The organism is Pseudomonas sp. GW456-12-1-14-TSB6, from assembly GCF_059424205.1.
Genome location: NZ_JBWKZE010000016.1, coordinates 76,360 through 97,053 on the forward strand (window position 1 = coordinate 76,360; position 20,694 = coordinate 97,053).

At 61.8% G+C, this 20,694-nt stretch carries 18 protein-coding genes; 13 read left to right on the forward strand and 5 right to left on the reverse strand.

Annotated features, from left to right (window positions below; all coding sequences use genetic code 11):
• Window positions 1-17 precede the first annotated feature (17 nt).
• On the forward strand, window positions 18-479 hold the full coding sequence (gene rnhA / locus AC07Y2_RS16685) for a ribonuclease HI (RefSeq protein ID WP_039770807.1): 462 nt from the start codon (window positions 18-20) through the stop codon (window positions 477-479).
• Here the strand turns inward: rnhA and AC07Y2_RS16690 are convergent, their stop codons facing one another.
• Entirely contained in the window at window positions 480-785 is a 306-nt protein-coding gene (locus AC07Y2_RS16690; RefSeq protein ID WP_103386483.1) for a DUF2388 domain-containing protein, read from the reverse strand.
• A gap of 189 nt (window positions 786-974) precedes the next feature.
• On the opposite strand from AC07Y2_RS16690, the gene dnaQ reads away from it, so the two are divergent.
• From dnaQ to AC07Y2_RS16705, 3 genes are all read left to right on the forward strand, one after another.
• A complete protein-coding gene (gene dnaQ, locus AC07Y2_RS16695; RefSeq protein ID WP_039770804.1) occupies window positions 975-1,733 on the forward strand; it encodes a DNA polymerase III subunit epsilon in 759 nt (252 codons plus the stop codon).
• Window positions 1,734-1,887: 154 nt separating this feature from the next.
• Entirely contained in the window at window positions 1,888-4,143 is a 2,256-nt protein-coding gene (locus tag AC07Y2_RS16700; protein ID WP_085667802.1) for an Orn/Lys/Arg family decarboxylase, read from the forward strand.
• Window positions 4,144-4,157: 14 nt separating this feature from the next.
• The gene (locus AC07Y2_RS16705) at window positions 4,158-4,772 is read left to right on the forward strand and encodes a GNAT family N-acetyltransferase (protein WP_039770802.1); all 615 of its coding nucleotides are present in this window, start codon (window positions 4,158-4,160) and stop codon (window positions 4,770-4,772) included.
• On the opposite strand, the gene AC07Y2_RS16710 is transcribed toward AC07Y2_RS16705, so the two are convergent.
• Window positions 4,738-5,631, reverse strand: coding sequence for a LysR family transcriptional regulator (locus tag AC07Y2_RS16710; RefSeq protein ID WP_103386482.1), 894 nt, complete (start codon window positions 5,629-5,631; stop codon window positions 4,738-4,740). The genes AC07Y2_RS16705 and AC07Y2_RS16710 overlap by 35 nt on opposite strands.
• Window positions 5,632-5,716: 85 nt before the next feature.
• Window positions 5,717-5,953 (reverse strand): hypothetical protein, encoded by a 237-nt coding sequence (locus tag AC07Y2_RS16715; protein ID WP_007956926.1) that lies wholly within the window; start codon window positions 5,951-5,953, stop codon window positions 5,717-5,719.
• A gap of 185 nt (window positions 5,954-6,138) precedes the next feature.
• On the opposite strand from AC07Y2_RS16715, the gene AC07Y2_RS16720 reads away from it, so the two are divergent.
• Both AC07Y2_RS16720 and AC07Y2_RS16725 read left to right on the forward strand, forming a co-directional pair.
• Entirely contained in the window at window positions 6,139-6,696 is a 558-nt protein-coding gene (locus tag AC07Y2_RS16720) for an NADPH-dependent FMN reductase (protein ID WP_007956924.1), read from the forward strand.
• A gap of 170 nt (window positions 6,697-6,866) precedes the next feature.
• Window positions 6,867-8,150 (forward strand): arsenic transporter, encoded by a 1,284-nt coding sequence (locus AC07Y2_RS16725; RefSeq protein WP_103386481.1) that lies wholly within the window; start codon window positions 6,867-6,869, stop codon window positions 8,148-8,150.
• On the opposite strand, the gene AC07Y2_RS16730 is transcribed toward AC07Y2_RS16725, so the two are convergent.
• Window positions 8,147-9,097, reverse strand: a complete 951-nt coding sequence (locus tag AC07Y2_RS16730) for a DUF1853 family protein (RefSeq protein WP_103386480.1) — start codon at window positions 9,095-9,097, stop codon at window positions 8,147-8,149. The two genes, AC07Y2_RS16725 and AC07Y2_RS16730, sit on opposite strands and share 4 nt — an antisense overlap.
• Window positions 9,098-9,211: 114 nt before the next feature.
• On the opposite strand from AC07Y2_RS16730, the gene AC07Y2_RS16735 reads away from it, so the two are divergent.
• Genes AC07Y2_RS16735 through pepN form a run of 6 tightly spaced genes read left to right on the forward strand, consistent with a single transcriptional unit; the run spans window position 9,212 to window position 15,725 of the window.
• Window positions 9,212-10,102 (forward strand): NAD(+) kinase, encoded by an 891-nt coding sequence (locus tag AC07Y2_RS16735; protein WP_011333623.1) that lies wholly within the window; start codon window positions 9,212-9,214, stop codon window positions 10,100-10,102.
• Complete coding sequence (locus AC07Y2_RS16740) at window positions 10,099-11,073, forward strand: metallophosphoesterase (RefSeq protein WP_371855265.1); 975 nt, start codon at window positions 10,099-10,101, stop codon at window positions 11,071-11,073. Before AC07Y2_RS16735 ends, AC07Y2_RS16740 begins: the two co-directional genes overlap by 4 nt.
• Window positions 11,070-11,939: a rhomboid family intramembrane serine protease gene (locus tag AC07Y2_RS16745; protein WP_103386479.1), complete on the forward strand. Its 870-nt coding sequence runs from the start codon at window positions 11,070-11,072 to the stop codon at window positions 11,937-11,939. Before AC07Y2_RS16740 ends, AC07Y2_RS16745 begins: the two co-directional genes overlap by 4 nt.
• A 30-nt stretch (window positions 11,940-11,969) precedes the next feature.
• Window positions 11,970-12,230 (forward strand): YeaC family protein, encoded by a 261-nt coding sequence (locus tag AC07Y2_RS16750; protein WP_011333626.1) that lies wholly within the window; start codon window positions 11,970-11,972, stop codon window positions 12,228-12,230.
• Window positions 12,227-13,057 (forward strand): DUF2797 domain-containing protein, encoded by an 831-nt coding sequence (locus AC07Y2_RS16755; RefSeq protein ID WP_103386478.1) that lies wholly within the window; start codon window positions 12,227-12,229, stop codon window positions 13,055-13,057. Before AC07Y2_RS16750 ends, AC07Y2_RS16755 begins: the two co-directional genes overlap by 4 nt.
• Before the next feature lie 10 nt (window positions 13,058-13,067).
• Window positions 13,068-15,725 carry an aminopeptidase N gene (gene pepN / locus AC07Y2_RS16760; protein WP_103386477.1) on the forward strand — a complete coding sequence of 886 codons (2,658 nt, stop codon included), beginning with the start codon at window positions 13,068-13,070 and terminating at the stop codon, window positions 15,723-15,725.
• 332 nt (window positions 15,726-16,057) lie between these two features.
• On the opposite strand, the gene katG is transcribed toward pepN, so the two are convergent.
• The gene (gene katG, locus AC07Y2_RS16765) at window positions 16,058-18,325 is read right to left on the reverse strand and encodes a catalase/peroxidase HPI (protein WP_085667798.1); all 2,268 of its coding nucleotides are present in this window, start codon (window positions 18,323-18,325) and stop codon (window positions 16,058-16,060) included.
• A gap of 326 nt (window positions 18,326-18,651) precedes the next feature.
• On the opposite strand from katG, the gene AC07Y2_RS16770 reads away from it, so the two are divergent.
• Entirely contained in the window at window positions 18,652-20,688 is a 2,037-nt protein-coding gene (locus AC07Y2_RS16770) for a TonB-dependent receptor (RefSeq protein WP_103386476.1), read from the forward strand.
• Window positions 20,689-20,694: the final 6 nt, after the last annotated feature.

Genomic DNA, 20,694 nt, shown 5'->3' on the forward strand with positions numbered 1-20,694 from the left:
TTTCTGGATAGACTGGCATGAGCGAAAGCGTCGATAGCGTAGAACTGTTCACTGACGGCGCCTGTAAAGGCAACCCCGGCCCCGGCGGCTGGGGCGCCTTGCTGGTGTGCAAGGGTGTTGAAAAGGAACTGTGGGGCGGCGAAGCCAACACCACCAACAACCGCATGGAGCTGCTCGGCGCGATTCGCGGCCTGGAAGCCCTCAAGCGTCCGTGCGAAGTGCTGCTGGTCACCGACTCGCAATACGTGATGAAAGGCATCAACGAGTGGATGGCCAACTGGAAGAAACGCGGCTGGAAAACCGCCGCCAAGGAGCCAGTCAAAAACGCTGACCTGTGGAAGGAGCTCGACGAGCAGGTCAATCGCCACAAGGTCACCTGGAAATGGGTCCGCGGCCACATCGGCCACCACGGCAACGAACGGGCTGACCAGTTGGCCAACCGTGGGGTGGATGAGGTTCGCGGTTACAAGCAGGATTGATCAAAGCATCAAAATGGCCTTGGCCAGTTGCAGGTCGGTATAGGGCTGACCTGGCAGCAGGCTGCGAATTCGCGTCAGTGCTGCTTCCATCTGTGCGCCGCGAATGTCCCCGTCGCTGGCAACGAACGCCGCCGCGTCATCCTTGGCCGCCAACACGATCTTGTCGTCCTTGAACGAACCGCTGGTGCCTTTGCTGGCGCTGAGCGTAAGGCTCATGGTGATGTCGGTGCTGATGACGAAACTGGTGGCGTGCGCTTCGGCCGCCAGCAGGCAGCCGCCGAGCATTAAAACGTATGCAGTCTTCATGACGCTCTCAAATCCGCAGGAAACAAGGCGCGCACGCTAACAAGGCGGTTTGCCGCCGACTTTATGAACATTGCTAATGATTGTTAAAAACTGCATGAGCGCCGATCACCTGACGGCGCGCGACGCGTACCGCGAGCGTGTTAACATCGCCGCTTTTGCACGATTGACCCCGTTGAGAGCTGAACACTGATGGCCACCAGATCCGTTGTACTCGATACCGAAACCACCGGCATGCCAGTGACCGACGGCCACCGGATTATCGAAATCGGTTGTGTTGAGCTGATCGGTCGACGCCTGACGGGCCGGCACTTTCACGTTTATCTGCAACCGGATCGCGAGAGTGATGAAGGCGCGATCGCCGTTCACGGCATCACCAACGAATTCCTGGTCGGCAAGCCGCGCTTCGCGGAAGTGGCCGACGAATTTTTCGAGTTCATCAACGGCGCGCAGCTGATCATCCATAACGCGGCGTTCGACGTTGGCTTCATCAACAATGAATTCGCCCTGATGGGCCAGCAGGATCGCGCGGACATCACGCAGCACTGCACGATCCTCGACACCCTGATGATGGCCCGGGAACGTCACCCGGGTCAGCGCAACAGCCTCGATGCCTTGTGCAAACGCTACGGCGTCGACAACTCCGGCCGTGAGCTGCACGGCGCATTGCTCGACTCGGAGATTCTCGCCGACGTCTACCTGACCATGACCGGTGGCCAGACCAGCCTGTCGCTGGCCGGCAACGCCTCCGACGGCAATGGCACGGGCGAGGGCGCGGACAACTCGGCCACCGAAATCCGCCGTCTGCCGGCAGATCGCAAACCGGGGCGGATCATTCGCGCTACCGAAGCCGAACTGGCCGAACACCAGGTGCGCCTGGAAATCATCGCCAAGTCGGCCGGTGCCCCGGCGTTGTGGACTCAGCTGCTGGAAGCCGAAGCTCAGGCGTAAGACAAAAAGGATCGCCCGAACACCCAGGCCGTGTTCAGGCGATCCTTTGTTTTTGGCAGTACTGACAACTGGCCACCCTCGCCACATCCGCTCCGACCCTCTACCCTGAGGACATTGGCAGATCACTCTCCGCCGCCTCAGGACACTGAGCCTCATGTACAAAGATTTGAAGTTCCCGGTGTTGATCGTCCACCGCGACATCAAGGCCGACACGGTTGCCGGTGAACGCATTCGCGGCATCGCCCGAGAGCTGGAGCTGGAAGGTTTCAGTATCGTTTCGGCCACGGACTACACCGAGGGCCGGCTGGTGGCGTCGACCCACCATGGTCTGGCGTGCATGCTGATCGCCGCCGAAGACGCCAGCACCAACTCCCACTTGTTGCAGAACATGGCCGAACTGATCGGTCTGGCCCGGGTGCGGGCGCCGGATCTGCCGATTTTTGCCCTCGGCGAGCAAGTCACCCTGGAAAACGCCCCGGCCGATGCCATGGCCGAGCTCAATCAGTTGCGCGGCATTCTCTACCTGTTCGAAGACACGGTGCCGTTTCTCGCCCGGCAAGTGGCGCGGGCGGCACGCAAGTACCTGGACGGCCTGTTGCCGCCATTCTTCAAGGCGCTGGTGCAGCACACCGCCGATTCCAATTATTCCTGGCACACCCCAGGCCATGGCGGCGGGGTGGCTTATCACAAGAGTCCGGTGGGGCAGGCGTTTCACCAGTTCTTCGGGGAAAACACCCTGCGTTCGGATTTGTCGGTGTCGGTGCCGGAGCTGGGTTCCTTGCTCGACCACACCGGGCCATTGGCCGAGGCGGAAGCACGCGCCGCGCGCAATTTCGGCGCCGATCACACCTTTTTCGTGATCAATGGCACCTCGACCGCCAACAAGATCGTCTGGCACTCGATGGTCGGGCGCGATGATCTGGTGCTGGTGGATCGCAACTGCCACAAGTCGGTGTTGCACGCGATCATCATGACCGGCGCGATTCCACTGTACCTGTGCCCGGAACGCAATGAGCTGGGGATCATCGGGCCGATTCCGCTCAGTGAATTCAGCCGCGAATCGATCCAGGCCAAGATCGATGCCAGCCCGTTGACCAAGGGCCGCGAGCCGAAAGTCAAACTGGCGGTGATCACCAACTCCACCTACGACGGCCTCTGCTACAACGCCGAGCTGATCAAGCAGAGTCTGGGCAATAGCGTCGAAGTCCTGCATTTCGACGAGGCCTGGTACGCCTACGCCGCGTTTCACGAGTTTTTCGCCGGCCGTTACGGCATGGCTACCTCGCGCAGCGAGGACAGTCCGCTGGTGTTCACCACCCATTCCACCCACAAACTGCTGGCGGCGTTCAGCCAGGCCTCGATGATTCATGTGCAGGACGGCGGGGCGCGGCAGCTGGATCGGGACCGGTTCAACGAAGCGTTCATGATGCACATCTCGACGTCGCCGCAGTACAGCATCATCGCCTCGCTGGACGTGGCGTCGGCGATGATGGAAGGACCGGCCGGACGCTCGCTGCTACAGGAAACCTTCGACGAAGCCCTGAGTTTTCGCCGGGCGCTGGCCAATTTGCGCCAGCACATTGCCGCCGACGACTGGTGGTTTTCGATCTGGCAGCCGCCGGGTGTCGAAGGCATCGACCGGGTGCAGACCGAGGACTGGCTGCTGAAGCCTGATGCGGACTGGCATGGTTTCGGCGAGGTCAGCGACGATTATGTGCTGCTCGATCCGATCAAAGTGACTTTGGTGATGCCGGGCCTGACTGCTGGCGGCGCTTTGAGCGACAAGGGCATCCCGGCGGCAGTGGTCAGTCGCTTCCTCTGGGAGCGCGGACTGGTGGTGGAGAAAACCGGCCTGTATTCATTCCTGGTGCTGTTCTCCATGGGCATCACCAAGGGCAAGTGGAGCACGCTGCTGACCGAACTGCTGGAGTTCAAGCGCAGTTACGACGCCAACGTCAGCCTCGACATCTGCCTGAAGTGTGTGGCCCAGGAAGATCCTGTGCGCTATCGCGGCATGGGCCTGCGCGATCTGTGCGATCAACTCCACGCCTGCTATCGCAGTAACGCCACCGCCAAACACCTCAAGCGCATGTACACGGTGCTGCCGGACATCGCCATGAAACCGGCCCATGCTTACGATCAACTGGTGCGCGGCGAGGTCGAGGCGGTGCCGATCGATGAGCTGGAAGGCCGGGTGGCAGCGGTGATGCTGGTGCCATACCCGCCGGGCATTCCGCTGATCATGCCAGGCGAACGCTTTACCGAATCCACGCGCTCAATCATCGAATACCTCAGGTTTGCCCGCACGTTCGACGCAACGTTTCCGGGGTTCGTGGTCGATGTGCACGGTCTGCAACACGAAGATGAGGGCAATGGACGGCAATACACCGTCGATTGCGTCAAGGAATGAGGGCTTTTCCGAGTATGCAACCGGTCATGAATCCGAAATACCCAGGGTTGTCGGTGCGAGTCGCCGACGACGGTTTTGCCGCTTACATCTGGGGCAGCGATTTCAGCTTCGAGGTGGCTGCCTACGGCGCGGCCGAAATCGGCAAACCCGTGGCGCAATGGGCCGTGACGCCCATCGTGCCGTATCGCAAGTGCTATGGCATCGATCCGGAGGAATTCAGCAGTTTTCGCGATGCTGCCGACAGCGCGATTTTCATGGCGTACCTTGAGGATGAGCCGGTCGGGCACTTGGTGATCAGCACCAACTGGAACGGCTTTGCCCATATCGATGAACTGGCGGTGCACGCCCCGGCGCGGCGCCATGGGGTGGCCAAGGCCTTGCTCGACGTGGCGCAGTTCTGGAGTCGCAAGAAAAAGCTGCCGGGGATCATGCTGGAAACCCAGAACAACAACCTCGGCGCCTGCCGTCTGTATGAGCGCTGCGGGTATGTGATCGGCGGCATCGACCACTTGCGTTATCGCGGCATCGATCCGAACACCGCCGAAGTGGCGCTGTTCTGGTATCGTTTGTTCGATAACCCGCTGGAGCATCCGATCAGTTCGCCAGCATCGCCTCGGCTTGTTCCGTGACGATCCCGAGCAGCGTCTGAATCGCCGCTGACGGCGTGGCGTGTTTGAAGGTCAGGGCATAGAGGCTGATCGGCACCGCCGGCGACAACGGGCAGACGTCGAGACCGCCCGCCCGCGCACCAAGGGCGGTGAAGGGGTCGACGATCGCCAGGCCTTCGCCGGCCTCGACCATGCTGCGCATCATCTGGTGGGTCTGCACCCGGGTCTGGATGGTCGGCGCCGGGCGCAGGGCCTGGAGTTTGTTTTCCAGGGCCGGGCTCAGCGGGTCCTGACCTTCGAGGCCGACCATCGCCTGACCGGCCAGATCCTGCAGGGAAACGTATTTCTGCTTCGGTTGCAGCCAGCCGTGGGGCGCAAGCAATTGCAACTTGCCCTGGGCCAGCGGCTGGCAATGGATATCGGGGTGCTGTGGATCGTGCAGGCTCAGGCCCAGATCGCTGTCGCGCAGCAGCAGATGTCGGACGATGTCGCGGGTCGGTTCGCTGAGCAGGGTGCAGGGCAAGTCGGGCAGACGCCGGCGCAGGGCAGCGAGACTTTGCGGCAGCAGTTGCTGGGCCAGCGGCGGGGTGCCGATGATCCGCAAGGGTGGGGCGAGGTATTGTTTGAGGCTGCTGGCCAGCCGTTGCACCGGCTCCAGTGCTTCATAGATGTGGCCAATCTCGACTTGCAGCGCCCGGGCCTCCGGGGTTGGCTGAAGTCGTCCGCGTACGCTGGCGAACAGCATGAACCCGAGCTGACTCTCGGCTTCTCGCAAACGCTCCTCGACCTCGGGCGCCGGTAGTTGCAGCCATTCGGCGGCGGTGCCCACGTGACCGGTCTGCAAAAGCGCCTGAATCACTTCGATATGACGTAAACGCATGCGTGAAGTCCATGTCCGGCCGTTGGGGTCAGTGGCTGAATCCTACCCCAACTCGGCGCGGATGACTTCTGCTCATAACGATCGGTTATGAAGCGACCGATGGCTCGGGTTCGCGGATCAGGGTGATGCCCGACTGAACCAGCAGGAACTCGTTGTCGTCGATCTTGTTGACGCGGTCGCCAATCGCCAGCTTGTAGGTGGTAACGGGCTCCGTGCCGGTGAAACCGTCTGCCGACGGGTTGGATTCCTGGAACTCATGCACGGAATAAACGCGGCCTTCCGCATCTCTTGCATGGAACTGACCGACGAGTACTGCTGCCATCTGCTTAGAACCTCTGGAGATAAAACGCTTGATTTGCGGCTTGGTAGACCGTCATCGAGCTTGGTAAGTTTTCCTACAGGAAAAAAATATTCCAGACGCAGGAAATAACCTTCGGCGTCTGGTGGAATCGTCACCGGATCATCTATAACTAGTGGCTCCTCCCACGGACAGTCGAGAGTCTTCCAATGAGCAATGTCTATAACGTCGCAGTAGTGGTCGGCAGCCTGCGCAAGGCGTCCATCAACCGCAAGGTCGCCCTGGCGCTGGCGGAACTGGCACCGGCCAATCTCAAGCTGAACATTGTCGAAATTGGCGATCTGCCACTTTACAACGAAGACATCGACGGCGATTCACCGCCGGCAGCCTACAGCACTTTCCGGCAAAAAGTGGGTTCATCCGACGCTCTGCTGTTTGTCACCCCGGAGTACAACCGCTCGGTGCCGGCGCCTTTGAAGAACGCGATCGACGTCGGTTCGCGGCCGTATGGCAAGAGTGTCTGGAGCGGCAAACCGGGAGCGGTGATCAGCGTTTCGCCGGGTGCCATCGGTGGTTTCGGAGCCAACCAGCATCTGCGTCAGTCTTTTGTTTTCCTCAACGTGCCTTGCATGCAGCAGCCGGAAGCCTATCTGGGCGGCGCGGGCACGGCGTTCGACGAGGCGGGCAAACTGAACGAGTCGGTGAAGCCGTTCCTGCAAAGTTTCATCAATGCGTTTGGCGAGTGGGTGGCGCAGCACAAGAAGTGATTCGCTGAATTTTCTGACAAGATATCGACCCTGTGGGAGCGAGCCTGCTCGCGATCTCGGTGTATCAGCTGGCACATCAGTTGAATGACACACCGCCATCGCGAGCAGGCTCGCTCCCACAGGTTTTGTGGTGTGGCTCAATTTTTCCCTTTTATTGAAGGCTGTCGCGAATGCTCGCTGCTTCACTGATTTTCCTGCTGACCATTACCCTGGTGATCTGGCAACCCAAAGGCCTCGGGGTCGGCTGGAGTGCAACGTTCGGCGCCATCGTTGCGCTGATTTTCGGCGTGGTGCATCTGAGCGACATCCCGCTGGTGTGGCAGATCATCTGGAACGCCACTGGCACGTTCGTAGCGCTGATCATCATCAGCCTGTTGCTCGACGAGGCGGGGTTCTTCGCCTGGGCGGCGTTGCACGTAGCGCGGTGGGGACGGGGCAGCGGGCGCAAGCTGTTTGCCTTCATGGTGCTGCTGGGTGCGCTGGTCTCGGCGCTGTTCGCCAATGACGGTGCCGCGCTGATCCTCACACCCATCGTGATTTCCATGCTGCTGGCCCTGCGTTTTTCTCCGGCGGCGACCCTGGCGTTCGTCATGGGCGCGGGCTTCATTGCCGACACCGCGAGCCTGCCGCTGGTGGTGTCGAACCTGGTGAATATCGTCTCGGCCGATTTCTTTCACATCGGATTCAACCGTTATGCGGCGGTGATGGTGCCGGTCAACTTTGTCAGCGTCGCGGCCACGCTGGGCATGTTGCTCTGGTTCTTCCGCCGCGACATTCCCAAGGCCTACGACCCGGAACAGCTTGAACACCCGGAAACCGCCATCCACGACAAAGCCACGTTCTACGCCGGTTGGGCGGTGCTGGTGATTCTGCTGATCGGCTGTTTCGCGCTGGAGCCGCTGGGCATTCCGATCAGCGCGATCTCGGCGGTGTGCGCGGCGCTGTTGCTGGCGATTGCCGCGCGCGGGCACAAGATCTCCACGCGCAAGGTGATGAAAGAGGCGCCGTGGCAGATCGTGATTTTCTCGCTGGGCATGTATTTGGTGGTCTACGGACTGCGCAATGCCGGGCTCACCGACTATCTGGCCGGGTGGCTCGATGTGTTCGGCGATTACGGTGTATGGGGCGCGGCGATGGGCACCGGGGTGCTGACGGCGTTGTTGTCGTCGATCATGAACAACCTGCCGACGGTGCTGGTCGGTCTGCTGTCGATCGATGCCAGCCAGGCCAGCGGTGTGGTGAAGGAGGCGATGATCTACGCCAACGTGATCGGCAGCGACCTGGGACCGAAAATCACCCCGATCGGCAGTCTGGCGACCTTGCTCTGGCTGCATGTGCTGGAGCGCAAGAACATCAAGATCGGCTGGGGGTATTACTTCAAGGTCGGGATCGTGCTGACGGTGCCGGTGTTGCTGGTAACGCTGGCCGCACTGGCTGTGCGGTTGTCGGTTTAACTCTGGCCCGGCACATTCGGCCACAGATCCGACACCAGAAACAGCCGCTCGGCTTCTTCCCACTCGCCCCGGGCATTTTCGGTCAGGCGCACCATCAGTTGCGCCGGGGCCAGCGGTTCGAGCTCATCGAGCCAGGCCTGCAAATGCCCGTTGCTCCAGGTCTGCTCCGCCGGGTAGTGCGCCGGCGCCAGCCAGGCGTGGCGGGGCAGGGGTTGCCAGCGTCCGGCCGGGCGCTGAGCGACAAACGCCGGCCAGTCTTTCTGATGCAGCCAGCTGCCGCGCAAATGCTGCGGGTGGGCGCCGCTGGGCGGCACGGACTGACCGGGCCACGGATACAGCAAGTATCCGCCCAGCCACAGTTGCGCACTGAACGACCCGACATCCAGCGCCTCCAGCACTTCGCGGCTTTCCGGGCGCGCGGAGATCGGCAGCTGATGTTCGCTCAAATGCGCCAGTTTGCGATCCAGTCGATCATGACAACCCGGCCCCAGCCATGACGCCGGATCATGCCCGTCGCCGTTCTGCGGGCCGAGGTAGAGCTTGATGGCCAGTTCCAGGTGGTGCACGCCGTCGCGATCGCGCAGCAGCATGTCCCGCTCGCCGAGGGTGTGACCGTCGCGGCGGATCGGCAGGTTGGCGGCTATCAGTTCGATACCCGGCGCGTGTTCCACCGCAAATTGCCACAAACGCTCGTAATACAGGCCCAGGCGCCGGGTGCGGGCCTGGGACAGCCAGTGCAGCAGGCCGTAACTGTCGCGGTCGAGCTGGCGCAGCCAGTGTTCAAGGCGCTCGGGATCGCCGACCCAGTCGCTGCCCGCCAGCGGATGGCGCTGCGGCCACGGGGTAGCGGCGAGCATTGGCGGGGCGAGGATCACCCACGCCAGATCACGCACCTCGGGGTGGCGTAACTGGTGGGGCAACTGCAGCAAATCGGGAAATAGGATCATCTTGCGAGCATAGCCTCAAACACCGGTGCAGCCTCGGGGCTGAAAGGATTTTGTCTATCCGGCGCTTTCGCCCATAATCGTGCTTTTCGCCGTCTCAGTCCCCGCAGGAGTCCCATGGAGCAATTTCGTAATATCGGCATCATCGGTCGCTTGGGCAGCTCCCAGGTGCTGGATACCGTCCGCCGACTGAAACGCTTCCTGCTCGATCGTCACCTGCATGTGATTCTCGAAGACACCATCGCCGAAGTCCTGCCGGGCCATGGCCTGCAAACCTCGTCGCGCAAGATGCTCGGCGAAGTCTGCGACATGGTCATCGTGGTCGGCGGTGACGGCAGCCTGCTCGGCGCGGCGCGGGCACTGGCCAAACACAATATTCCGGTACTCGGGATCAACCGTGGCAGCCTCGGCTTTCTCACCGACATTCGCCCCGACGAGCTGGAAATCAAGGTCGCCGAAGTGCTCGACGGCCATTATCTGGTGGAAAACCGCTTCCTGTTGCAAGCCGAAGTCCGTCGCCACGCCGAAGCCATCGGCCAGGGCGATGCGCTGAACGACGTGGTGCTGCACCCCGGCAAATCGACGCGGATGATCGAGTTCGAGCTGTACATCGACGGCCAGTTCGTCTGCAGCCAGAAGGCTGACGGCCTGATCGTCGCCACCCCGACCGGTTCCACCGCGTACGCACTGTCCGCCGGCGGCCCGATCATGCATCCCAAGCTTGACGCTATTGTGATTGTGCCGATGTACCCCCATACCTTGTCGGGCAGACCGATCGTGGTCGATGGCAACAGTGAGCTGAAAATCGTCGTGTCCAAAGATATGCAGATCTACCCGCAGGTCTCCTGCGACGGGCAGAACCACTTCACCTGCGCGCCGGGCGACACCATTACCGTCAGCAAGAAAGCGCAGAAGCTGCGGCTGATTCATCCGCTCGACCACAACTACTACGAAGTCTGCCGGACCAAGCTTGGCTGGGGCAGCAAGTTGGGTGGTGGAGGCGACTGATGCTCGATCCCGCGCGCAGTTATGACCTGATTGGTGACGTGCACGGATGCGCCCTGACCCTGGAACACCTGCTGGACCGTCTGGGTTATCACAAGCAGGGCGGAGTCTGGCGGCATCCGTCGCGCATGGCCGTGTTTGTCGGCGACATCATCGACCGCGGCCCGCGGATTCGCGAGGCGCTGCACATCGTCCACGATATGGTCGAGGCCGGTCAGGCGTTGTGCATCATGGGCAACCACGAGTTCAACGCCCTCGGCTGGAGCACCCCGGCGCCTCCGGGCAGCGGCAAGCAGTTCGTCCGTGAACACACGCCGCGCCATGCCCGTCTGCTGCACGAAACCCTGACCCAGTTCGAAGACCATCCGGGCGACTGGCACGACTTCCAGCAGTGGTTCTACAAACTGCCGTTGTTCGTCGACGCCGGACGTTTCCGCGTGGTGCATGCCTGTTGGGATGCCGGCCTGATCGAGCCGTTGCGCGCGCTGTTCCCCGATGGCTGCATTGATGAACACTTTCTCCAGGCATCGGCCGTACCGGGCAGTTTCGCCTGCACCGTGTTCGATCGCCTGCTGCGTGGCACCGACATGCGCCTGCCGGATGGCCTGACCATGACCAGCGGTGATGGCCTGGTGCGTTCGTTCTTCCGCACCAAGTTCTGGGAAGACGACCCGCAAACCTACGGCGACATCGTGTTCCAGCCCGACGCACTGCCGGAGCCGGTAGCGCAGAAGCCGCTGACCTCCAGCGAAAAGAATTCCCTGCTGCGCTACGGCGTCGATGAGCCGTTGCTGTTCGTCGGTCATTACTGGCGCAGCGGCAAACCGGCGCCGATCCGGCCGAACCTCGCGTGCCTGGATTACAGCGCGGTGCTCTACGGCAAACTGGTCGCCTATCGTCTGGATCAGGAAACCCGCCTCGATCCGCATAAATTTGTCTGGGTCGACGTCGAGCGGCCGGAGGTGCTGCGATGAGTGCCATAGCGGTCTTGCGTGTGCCGTTGGCGGCGGACCTGAGTGGGTTCGTCAAACTGCTGCAACGCATGCAAGTGCCTCATCGCGTCAGCGAAGAGGCGGGCGAGCAGGTGTTGTGGGTGCCCTCGGAAATCAGCGACGACGTGCGCTCGCTGTACGAGCGTTTCCCGGCGGGTGATCCGGATCAGCAGCTGGAAATTCCGTCGGCGCCGACGCTCAAGCGCCCGAGCTTCGCCGAACAACTGAAACATGCCAGGGCCACCGGGTTCGTTCTGCTGCTGAGTCTGATCGTCGGCGGGTTGACCTTCCTTGGCGATAACCTCGACACCATGCGTTGGCTGACCTTCCTCGATTTTCGCGTGGTCGGCGACTACATCCACTTCACACCAATGGCCGACAGCCTGGCAGCGGGGCAGTGGTGGCGCCTGTTTACCCCGATGCTGATCCACTTCGGCATCCTGCACCTGGCCATGAACGGCATGTGGTACTGGGAGCTGGGGCGGCGCATCGAGTCGCGCCAGGGCAGCGTCAACCTGATCGGTCTGACGTTGCTGTTCGGCCTGGTGTCCAACTATGCGCAATTCGCGTGGAGCGGCCCGAGCCTGTTCGGCGGCCTGTCCGGCGTACTTTACGGATTGCTCGGTCACTGCTGGATCTTCCAGTTGCTGGCGCCGAACCCGGCCTATCGCCTGCCGCGCGGCGTGCTGGCAATGATGCTGGTGTGGTTGCTGGTGTGCATGTCCGGGCTGATCTCGATGATCGGTTTCGGCGAAATCGCCAACGCTGCCCACGTCAGCGGGTTACTCATCGGATGCTTAACCGGTTTGTTGGGCGGTTTGTACAACCGCCGTAAACTGGCCGCCTGAATTTTTTGAATAAAGAGCACGGAGACCCTGATGTCCTCTTTTAACGATTTGATCAAGAACATCACCCCGGACATCTACCAGAGCCTGAAACTGGCGGTAGAGATCGGCAAATGGTCCGACGGCGGCAAACTCACCGCCGAGCAGCGCGAGCTGTCGTTGCAGGCAATGATCGCCTGGGAAATGCAGAACCTGCCCGAGGAAGAGCGCACCGGTTACATGGGCCCACAGGAATGCGCCTCGAAGTCGATCGAAGTGCCGAACATTCTGTTCAAGTCGGACGCCCTCCATTGATCGAGATCGGCCGCGGTGCAATCAGCAAAATGTCGGCGCGCCTGGACGGGCCGAACGTGCAGTACGCGTTTCGTCTGGATGACGTCGAGGTGCCGGTCAACCCGTTGATCGGCAGCACGGTGCGTCTGGAATACCTGGGAGCGATTCACTGCACCCATTGCGGGCGCAGGACCAAGACCAGTTTCAGTCAGGGTTACTGCTACCCGTGCATGACCAAACTGGCCCAGTGCGACATTTGCATCATGAGCCCGGAGCGCTGCCACTTCGAGGCCGGCACCTGCCGTGAGCCGGAGTGGGGCGAGAAGTTCTGCATGACCGACCACATCGTCTACCTGGCCAATTCGTCGGGGATCAAGGTCGGCATCACCCGCGCCACCCAGTTGCCGACCCGCTGGCTCGACCAGGGCGCCAGTCAGGCGCTGCCGATCATGCGCGTTTCGACGCGGCAGCAGTCGGGCTTCGTCGAAGACCTGTTCCGCAGCCAGGTGGCGGACAAGACCAACTGGCGCGCCTTGCTCAAGGGCGATGCGGCGGCGGTGGATCTGGCGCAGGTGCGCGATCAACTGTTCGAAAGCTGCGCCCCGGGTCTGCAAGGTTTGCAGAAGCGATTCGGTCTCCAGGCCATTCAGACCATCGCCGATGTCGAGCCGCTGGAAATCCGCTACCCGGTCGAGCAGTACCCGGCCAAGATCGTCAGCTTCAACCTGGACAAGAACCCGATTGCCGAAGGCACGCTGCTGGGGATCAAGGGCCAGTACCTGATCTTCGACACCGGCGTGATCAACATTCGTAAATACACGGCCTACCAGCTCGCCGTGCATCAATAAGGACTTCAGCATGCGCACCGAACAACCGAAGATGATTTACCTGAAGGACTATCAGGCGCCCGAGTACCTGATCGACGAAACACACCTGACCTTCGAGTTGTTCGAGGACCACAGTCTGGTCCACGCGCAACTGGTGATGCGCCGCAACCCGGCTCGTGGCCCGGGCCTGCCGCCGCTGGTGCTCGACGGCCAGCAGCTGGAGTTGCTCTCGGTGACCCTGGCCGACCAGGAACTGAGCGCCGCCGACTACCAGCTGACGGAAAATCACCTGACCCTGCAACCGGCCAGCGAAACCTTCACGGTCGACACCAGCGTCAGGATCCATCCGGAAACCAACACTGCACTGGAAGGCCTGTACAAGTCCGGCACGATGTTCTGCACCCAGTGCGAGGCCGAAGGCTTCCGCAAGATCACCTATTACCTCGACCGCCCGGACGTGATGAGCAAGTTCACCACCACCGTGGTCGCCGAGCAGCACAGCTATCCGGTGCTCTTGTCCAACGGCAACCCGATCGCCAGCGGCCCCGGCGAAGATGGCCGGCACTGGGCGACCTGGGAAGACCCGTTCATGAAACCGGCGTACCTGTTCGCGCTGGTGGCCGGTGACCTGTGGTGCGTTGAAGACTCCTTCACCACCATGACCAACCGCAATGTGGCGCTGCGCATTTACGTCGAGCCGGAAAACATTGACAAGTGCCAGCACGCCATGAATAGCCTGAAGAAGTCGATGCGCTGGGACGAAGAGGTCTACGGTCGCGAGTACGATCTGGACATCTTCATGATCGTCGCCGTGAACGACTTCAACATGGGCGCGATGGAGAACAAGGGCCTCAACATCTTCAACTCCAGCGCCGTGCTGGCCCGCGCCGAAACCGCCACCGACGCCGCGCACCAGCGGGTCGAAGCGATCGTCGCCCACGAATACTTCCACAACTGGTCGGGCAACCGCGTGACCTGCCGCGACTGGTTCCAGCTGTCTCTCAAGGAAGGCTTCACGGTGTTCCGCGATGCCGGTTTCTCCTCTGACATGAACTCGGCCACGGTCAAGCGCATTCAGGACGTGGCGTACCTGCGTACCCACCAGTTCGCCGAAGATGCAGGTCCCATGGCCCACGCCGTCCGCCCGGACAGCTTCATCGAGATTTCCAACTTCTACACCCTGACCGTGTACGAAAAGGGCTCGGAAGTGGTCGGCATGATCCACACCCTGCTGGGCGCCGAAGGCTTCCGCAAGGGCAGCGATCTGTACTTCGAACGCCACGACGGCCAGGCCGTGACCTGCGATGACTTCATTAAGGCCATGGAAGATGCCAACGGCGTCGACCTGACTCAGTTCAAGCGCTGGTACAGCCAGGCCGGCACACCGCGTCTGGCGGTGAGCGAGTCTTACGATGCGGCCGCGAAAACCTACAGCCTGACCTTCCGCCAGAGCTGCCCGGAAACCCCGGACAAGGTTGAAAAACTGCCGTTCGTGATCCCGGTCGAACTGGGCCTGCTCGACAGCCAAGGCAACGAGATTGCCCTGCGTCTGGCCGGCGAAGACTCGGCTCAAGGCACCACCCGAGTGATTTCGGTGACCGAAGCCGAGCAGACCTTCACCTTCGTCGACATCGCCGAACAACCGCTGCCGTCCTTGCTGCGTGGCTTCTCGGCGCCGGTGAAACTGAGCTTCCCGTACAACCGCGATCAGCTGATGTTCCTGATGCAGCACGACACCGATGGTTTCAATCGTTGGGATGCCGGCCAGCAACTGTCGGTGCAGGTGCTGCAAGAGTTGATCGGCCAGCAGCAGAAGGGCGAAAGCCTGGTGCTCGACCCACGTCTGGTTTCCGCTTTGCGCACCGTGCTGTCGGACGAAACGCTGGATCAGGCGATGGTCGCGGAAATGCTCTCGCTGCCAAGTGAGGCGTACCTGACCGAAATCAGCGAAATCGCCGATGTGGACGCGATCCACACCGCCCGCGAATTCGCCCGTCAGCAACTGGCGGAGAACCTGTTCGAACCACTGTGGCTGCGTTATCAGGCCAACCGCGACTTGTCGAAGCAAACCCCGTACGTGGCCGAGGCCGAGCACTTCGCCCGTCGCGCGTTGCAGAACATCGCGCTGTCGTACCTGATGCTCAGCGGCAAGCCGGAAGTGCTGGCGGCAACGCTGGAACAGTTCGACAGCTGCGACAACATGACCGAGCGCCTGACCGCGCTGGCGGTGCTGGTCAACTCGCCGTTCGACGAGCAGAAAGCCACCGCACTGGCCAGTTTCGCCGAGCACTTCAAGGACAATCCGCTGGTCATGGATCAGTGGTTCAGCGTGCAGGCCGGCAGCACCTTGCCGGGCGGTCTGGAGCGTGTGAAGGCACTGATGCAGCACCCGGCGTTCAACATCAAGAACCCGAACAAGGTGCGCGCGCTGGTCGGTGCGTTCGCCGGACAGAACCTGATCAACTTCCACGCGGCGGATGGCTCGGGTTATCGCTTCCTGGCGGATCTGGTGATCGAGCTGAACGGCTTCAACCCGCAGATCGCTTCGCGTCAACTGGCGCCGCTGACCCGCTGGCGCAAGTATGACGGCGCTCGTCAGGCGCTGATGAAGGCTGAGTTGGAGCGGATTCTGGCTTCGGGGCAGCTGTCCAGCGATGTGTATGAGGTGGTGAGCAAGAGTTTGGCTTGAGGCTGGTTGGTTGGGGGTGGTCTTGAGGTGGTGTTTCAACTTTAGATCCAGCCCTCACCCTAACCCTCTCCCGGAGGGAGAGGGGACTGACCGAGTCGTTCTGTCGAGCTGCATCGACCTGATAGTGCTTTGCCGAATCCATAATCGACTCGATTCTTCAGGTCGATGTATCGCGCAATACACCTCGGTCGGCTCCCTCTCCCTCGGGGCGGTCCGACGTTTCGGGAGGGCTGGGGTGAGGGGGTTGGGTTTCAGCCGCACCACATCACTCACGCCGAATAGAAAAACGCCGCTCGATGAGCGGCGTTCTTTGTGGCTGGATGAAAAAGCCCTTATTGCCGCAAATCAAACCGATCCAGATCCATCACCTTCGCCCACGCAGCAACGAAGTCGTTGACGAACTTTTCCTTCGCATCGGAGCTGGCATACACCTCGGCCAGCGCCCGCAGTACGGCGTTGGAACCGAATACCAGATCGACCCGGGTCGCCGTCCATTTCACGCTGCCGGTTTTACGGTCGCGGCCTTCGAACTCGGTTTTCGACGTCGGTTTCCATTCCACGCCCATGTCCAGCAGGTTGCGGAAGAAGTCGTTGGTCAGGGTGCCGGGTTTGTCGGTGAACACGCCGTGTTTCGTTTTACCGACGTTGGTGTCCAGCACGCGCAGGCCGCCGATCAGTACGGTCATTTCCGGGGCGGAAAGGGTCAGCAGTTGCGCCTTGTCGATCAGCAACGCTTCGGCCGGCACGCGGTAGGTGTTGGCGGCGTAGTTGCGGAAGCCGTCGGTATGCGGCTCGAGGAAGCCGAATGACTCGACATCGGTTTGCTCCTGAGTTGCATCGGTGCGCCCCGGATTGAACGGCACGGTCACGGTATGCCCGGCGTTTTGCGCCGCTTGCTCGACACCGGCGTTACCGGCCAGCACGATCAGGTCCGCCAGCGAGACTTGCTTGCCTGTCGCCCCGGCGTTGAACTCGTTCTGAATGCCTTCAAGAACTTTCAGCACCTTGTCCAGTTGCTCAGGCTGGTTGGCCTGCCAGAATTTCTGCGGTGCCAGACGCAGACGCCCGCCATTGGCGCCGCCGCGTTTGTCCGAGCCCCGGAAGGTCGATGCGGCCGCCCAAGCGGTGGAAACCAGTTCCGAAACTGACAGCCCCGACGCCAGTACTTTGCCTTTCAACGCCCTGATATCGCTGTCGTCCACCAGTGGATGCGTGGCCACGGGAATCGGGTCTTGCCAAAGCAATTCTTCCTGGGGCAATTCCGGGCCGAGATAACGCGAGAGCGGGCCCATGTCGCGGTGAATCAGTTTGTACCAGGCCCGGGCGAAGGCATCGGCCAGTTGATCGGGATTGGCCAGGAAGCGCCGCGAAATCTTCTCGTAGGCCGGGTCGAAACGCAGGGCCAGGTCGGAGGTGAGCATGGTCGGGTCGATGCGTTTGTTCGGGTCGTGGGCGTGGGGGATGGTGCCGGCGCCGGCGCCGTTTTTCGGTTTCCACTGATGGGCACCAGCCGGGCTTTTGGTCAGTTCCCACTCGAAGCCGAACAGGTTTTCCAGGTAGTTGTTGCTCCACTTGGTCGGGGTGGTGGTCCAGGTCACTTCCAGGCCGCTGGTGATGGTGTCGGCGCCTTTGCCGGTGCCGAAGCTGTTTTTCCAGCCCAGGCCCTGTTCTTCGAGGCCGGCGGCTTCCGGTTCCGGGCCGACGTTGTCGGCGGGGCCGGCGCCGTGGGTCTTGCCGAAGGCGTGACCACCAGCGATCAGGGCGACGGTTTCCTCGTCGTTCATGGCCATGCGGCCGAAGGTTTCGCGGATGTCCTTGGCCGAGGCCACCGGGTCGGGATTGCCTTCGGGGCCCTCCGGGTTCACGTAGATCAGGCCCATCTGCACGGCGGCGAGCGGGTTTTCCAGGTTGCGTTCGCCTTGGTTGGTGCGGCTTTCCTCATTGCCGTGTTCGGCGGGTTCCGCGACCAGTGTGCCTTCGCCCGGCGGCTGCATGGATTCCGGATCCTTGCCGTAGCGGTTGTCGCCGCCCAGCCACTTGTTTTCCGAGCCCCAGTACACGTCTTCATCGGGTTCCCAGACGTCCGCGCGGCCACCGGAGAAACCGAAGGTCTTGAAGCCCATGGATTCCAGCGCGACGTTGCCGGTGAGCACGATCAGGTCGGCCCAGGAAATGTTGCGGCCATATTTCTGCTTGATCGGCCACAGCAGCCGTCGGGCCTTGTCGAGGCTGACGTTGTCTGGCCAGCTGTTGAGCGGGGCGAAGCGTTGCTGGCCGGAGCCGGCGCCACCACGGCCGTCAGCGGTGCGATAGGTGCCGGCGCTGTGCCAGGCCATGCGGATGAAGAGCGGGCCGTAGTGGCCGAAGTCCGCTGGCCACCACTCCTGGGAGTCGGTCATCAGCGCCGTCAGATCGCGTTTGAGGGCCTGGAAATCCAGGCTCTTGAAAGCCTTGGCGTAGTCGAAGTCCTTGCCCATCGGATCGGATGCGGGCGAGTGCTGACTCAGGATTTTCAGGTTCAGTTGATTCGGCCACCAATCGCGGTTCGTCGTGCCACCGCCGGCGGCGTGATTGAACGGGCATTTCGATTCATTTGCCATGTTCGGGATCCTTATCAGGTCTTCTGCGGCCGGCTCGTGCCGACTTCGGACTAGTAAGGCTAGACCCGACTTGGCAAGTCAGCTAATAGGCCGACTATTGGTGCCTGATAGGCGCAGTCTCTTATGCGAAGTGCGGGGAACCTGCAGGGGCAGGGCGCTGAAATGCCCGTGCTTGAGCGCTGGTTTGCATGTGTCTGGGCGAAACGGGATGGTCATTGGAAATGTTATTGTATAACATAAAAATGATTTCATCTGATTGCCGCCGGTAATACACCCTGTGTAGCGCTGGCATCGATCCTCACTTTTCTGCCTGACGGATTCCTGAAATGCCTTCCCGTTTCCACACCTTCCAACCCCGCCTGACGCTCATGGCCTCGGCGCTGCTGATCGCTTCGCCCGCATTTGCCGCCGACCCGCTGGAGCTGCAACCGCAAGTCATCACCGGCAATCCGCTGGGCAGTCAGACCCTGGCCTCGCCCTCGACCGTGTTGAGCGGTGACAGCCTGACGCTGCAGCAAAAGGGCAGCCTCGGCGAAACCCTGAACAAGCAGCCGGGCGTGTCGTCGTCCTACTTCGGCCCGGGTGCCAGTCGGCCGATCATTCGCGGGCAGGACGGCGATCGCATTCGCATCCTGCGCAACGGCGTCGGCGCGCTGGATGCCTCGTCGCTGTCCTACGATCACGCGGTGCCGCTGGACCCGGTCAATGTCGAGCGCATCGAAATCGTCCGTGGCCCGGCGGCCTTGCTGTACGGCGGCAGCGCCATCGGCGGGGTGGTCAACACCTTCGACAACCGCATCCCGACCGAAGCCATCGAAGGCATTCACGGTGCCGGCGAGTTGCGCTACGGCGGCGCCGACACCACCCGCAGCAGCGCCGGCAAGCTTGAAGCCGGTAACGGCCAGTTCGCCTTGCACCTGGACGCCAGCGCCCGCGAGTTCAATGACCTGAAGATTCCCGGCTACGCCAAAACCGGCCGTGAACGGGCGAACGACGATGGCGATTCGAAGAAACATCGGCTGGCCAACAGCGACGGTCGTCAGGACGGCGGTGCGGTGGGCGGTTCCTACACCTGGGATGACGGTTACGCGGGGCTGTCGTACAGCAATTACGACTCCAACTACGGCTCGCCGGCCGAAGACGATGTGCGCATCCGCATGGAGCAGGAGCACTACGCGTTCGCCTCGGAAATCCGCAACCTCGACGGCCCGTTCAGCTCGGTGAAACTCGACGCTGGTTACACCGATTACCAGCACCGGGAAATCGAGGGCGGCGAAGTCGGCACCACGTTCAAGAACAAGGGCTACGAGGCGCGGGTCGAGGCCCGGCATCAGCCGCTCGGGCCGTTCAACGGGGTGATTGGCGCGCAAGTCAGTCGCAACGAGTTCTCGGCGCTGGGCGAAGAAGCGTTCGTGCCGCACACCGATACCGACGCCGGTGCACTGTTCATTCTCGAAGAGCTGCAAGCCACGGATCGTCTGCTGTTCACCCTCGGCGGACGCCTTGAACACACCACGGTCGACCCGGACGCCAAAGGCAACGAGCGTTTCGCCAATGCCGATCGCTCCAGCAGTTTCACCGCCGGCAGCCTGTCATCCGGTGCGGTGTACACGCTGACGCCGGTCTGGTCGGTCGCCGCCACGCTGGGCTACACCGAGCGCGCGCCGACGTTCTATGAGCTTTACGCCAACGGCGCCCACGTCGCCACCGGCACTTATGAAGTCGGGGATGCGGGGCTGTCGAAAGAGAAAGCCGTCTCCAGCGACCTGGCCCTGCGTTTCGATAACGGTACGCACAAGGGCAGCGTTGGCGTGTTCTATAGCCATTTCTCCAACTACATCGGCCTGCTCGGGACCGGGCGCACGCTCAACGACGAAGGGGAGGAGGACGCCGACGGCATTCCTGAATACACCTACTCCGGCGTGCGGGCGCGCTTCAGTGGCATCGAAGCGCAGGATCGCTGGACCCTCGGCGAAAACGCCTACGGCAAGTTTGCGCTGGAACTGTCGGGCGACTACACCCGCGCCAAGAACCTCGACAACGGCCAGGACCTGCCGCGCATCGCACCGCTGCGGTTGAACACCGGTCTGTTGTGGGAGCTGGATCGCTGGCAGGCGCGCATCGATGTGGAACACGCCAGTTCCCAGCACCGGGTGCCGGACAATGAAAGCAGCACCGACGGCTACACCACGCTGGGGGCGAATGTGGGTTATCACTTTGATGTTGGCCAGAGCAAATGGCTGGCCTTCGTCAATGCCGAGAACCTGACCAACCAGACCGTGCGTTATGCCAGCTCGATCCTGCGCGATATTGCGCCGGCAGAAGGGCGCAGCATTCAGGTAGGGCTGCGCACCACGTTCTGATCGGTC

What these genes read in the sequence shown, in the direction of transcription:
- AC07Y2_RS16700 (WP_085667802.1), top strand. Translation starts at nt 1,888, where the DNA reads ATGTACAAAGATTTGAAGTTCCCGGTGTTGATCGTCCACCGCGACATC.
- AC07Y2_RS16705 (WP_039770802.1), top strand. Translation starts at nt 4,158, where the DNA reads ATGCAACCGGTCATGAATCCGAAATACCCAGGGTTGTCGGTGCGAGTC.
- AC07Y2_RS16750 (WP_011333626.1), top strand. Translation starts at nt 11,970, where the DNA reads ATGTCCTCTTTTAACGATTTGATCAAGAACATCACCCCGGACATCTAC.
- AC07Y2_RS16745 (WP_103386479.1), top strand. Translation starts at nt 11,070, where the DNA reads ATGAGTGCCATAGCGGTCTTGCGTGTGCCGTTGGCGGCGGACCTGAGT.
- AC07Y2_RS16715 (WP_007956926.1), bottom strand. Translation starts at nt 5,953, where the DNA reads ATGGCAGCAGTACTCGTCGGTCAGTTCCATGCAAGAGATGCGGAAGGC.
- AC07Y2_RS16710 (WP_103386482.1), bottom strand. Translation starts at nt 5,631, where the DNA reads ATGCGTTTACGTCATATCGAAGTGATTCAGGCGCTTTTGCAGACCGGT.
- AC07Y2_RS16730 (WP_103386480.1), bottom strand. Translation starts at nt 9,097, where the DNA reads ATGATCCTATTTCCCGATTTGCTGCAGTTGCCCCACCAGTTACGCCAC.
- AC07Y2_RS16720 (WP_007956924.1), top strand. Translation starts at nt 6,139, where the DNA reads ATGAGCAATGTCTATAACGTCGCAGTAGTGGTCGGCAGCCTGCGCAAG.
- rnhA (WP_039770807.1), top strand. Translation starts at nt 18, where the DNA reads ATGAGCGAAAGCGTCGATAGCGTAGAACTGTTCACTGACGGCGCCTGT.
- katG (WP_085667798.1), bottom strand. Translation starts at nt 18,325, where the DNA reads ATGGCAAATGAATCGAAATGCCCGTTCAATCACGCCGCCGGCGGTGGC.
- AC07Y2_RS16725 (WP_103386481.1), top strand. Translation starts at nt 6,867, where the DNA reads ATGCTCGCTGCTTCACTGATTTTCCTGCTGACCATTACCCTGGTGATC.
- AC07Y2_RS16735 (WP_011333623.1), top strand. Translation starts at nt 9,212, where the DNA reads ATGGAGCAATTTCGTAATATCGGCATCATCGGTCGCTTGGGCAGCTCC.
- pepN (WP_103386477.1), top strand. Translation starts at nt 13,068, where the DNA reads ATGCGCACCGAACAACCGAAGATGATTTACCTGAAGGACTATCAGGCG.
- dnaQ (WP_039770804.1), top strand. Translation starts at nt 975, where the DNA reads ATGGCCACCAGATCCGTTGTACTCGATACCGAAACCACCGGCATGCCA.
- AC07Y2_RS16690 (WP_103386483.1), bottom strand. Translation starts at nt 785, where the DNA reads ATGAAGACTGCATACGTTTTAATGCTCGGCGGCTGCCTGCTGGCGGCC.
- AC07Y2_RS16770 (WP_103386476.1), top strand. Translation starts at nt 18,652, where the DNA reads ATGCCTTCCCGTTTCCACACCTTCCAACCCCGCCTGACGCTCATGGCC.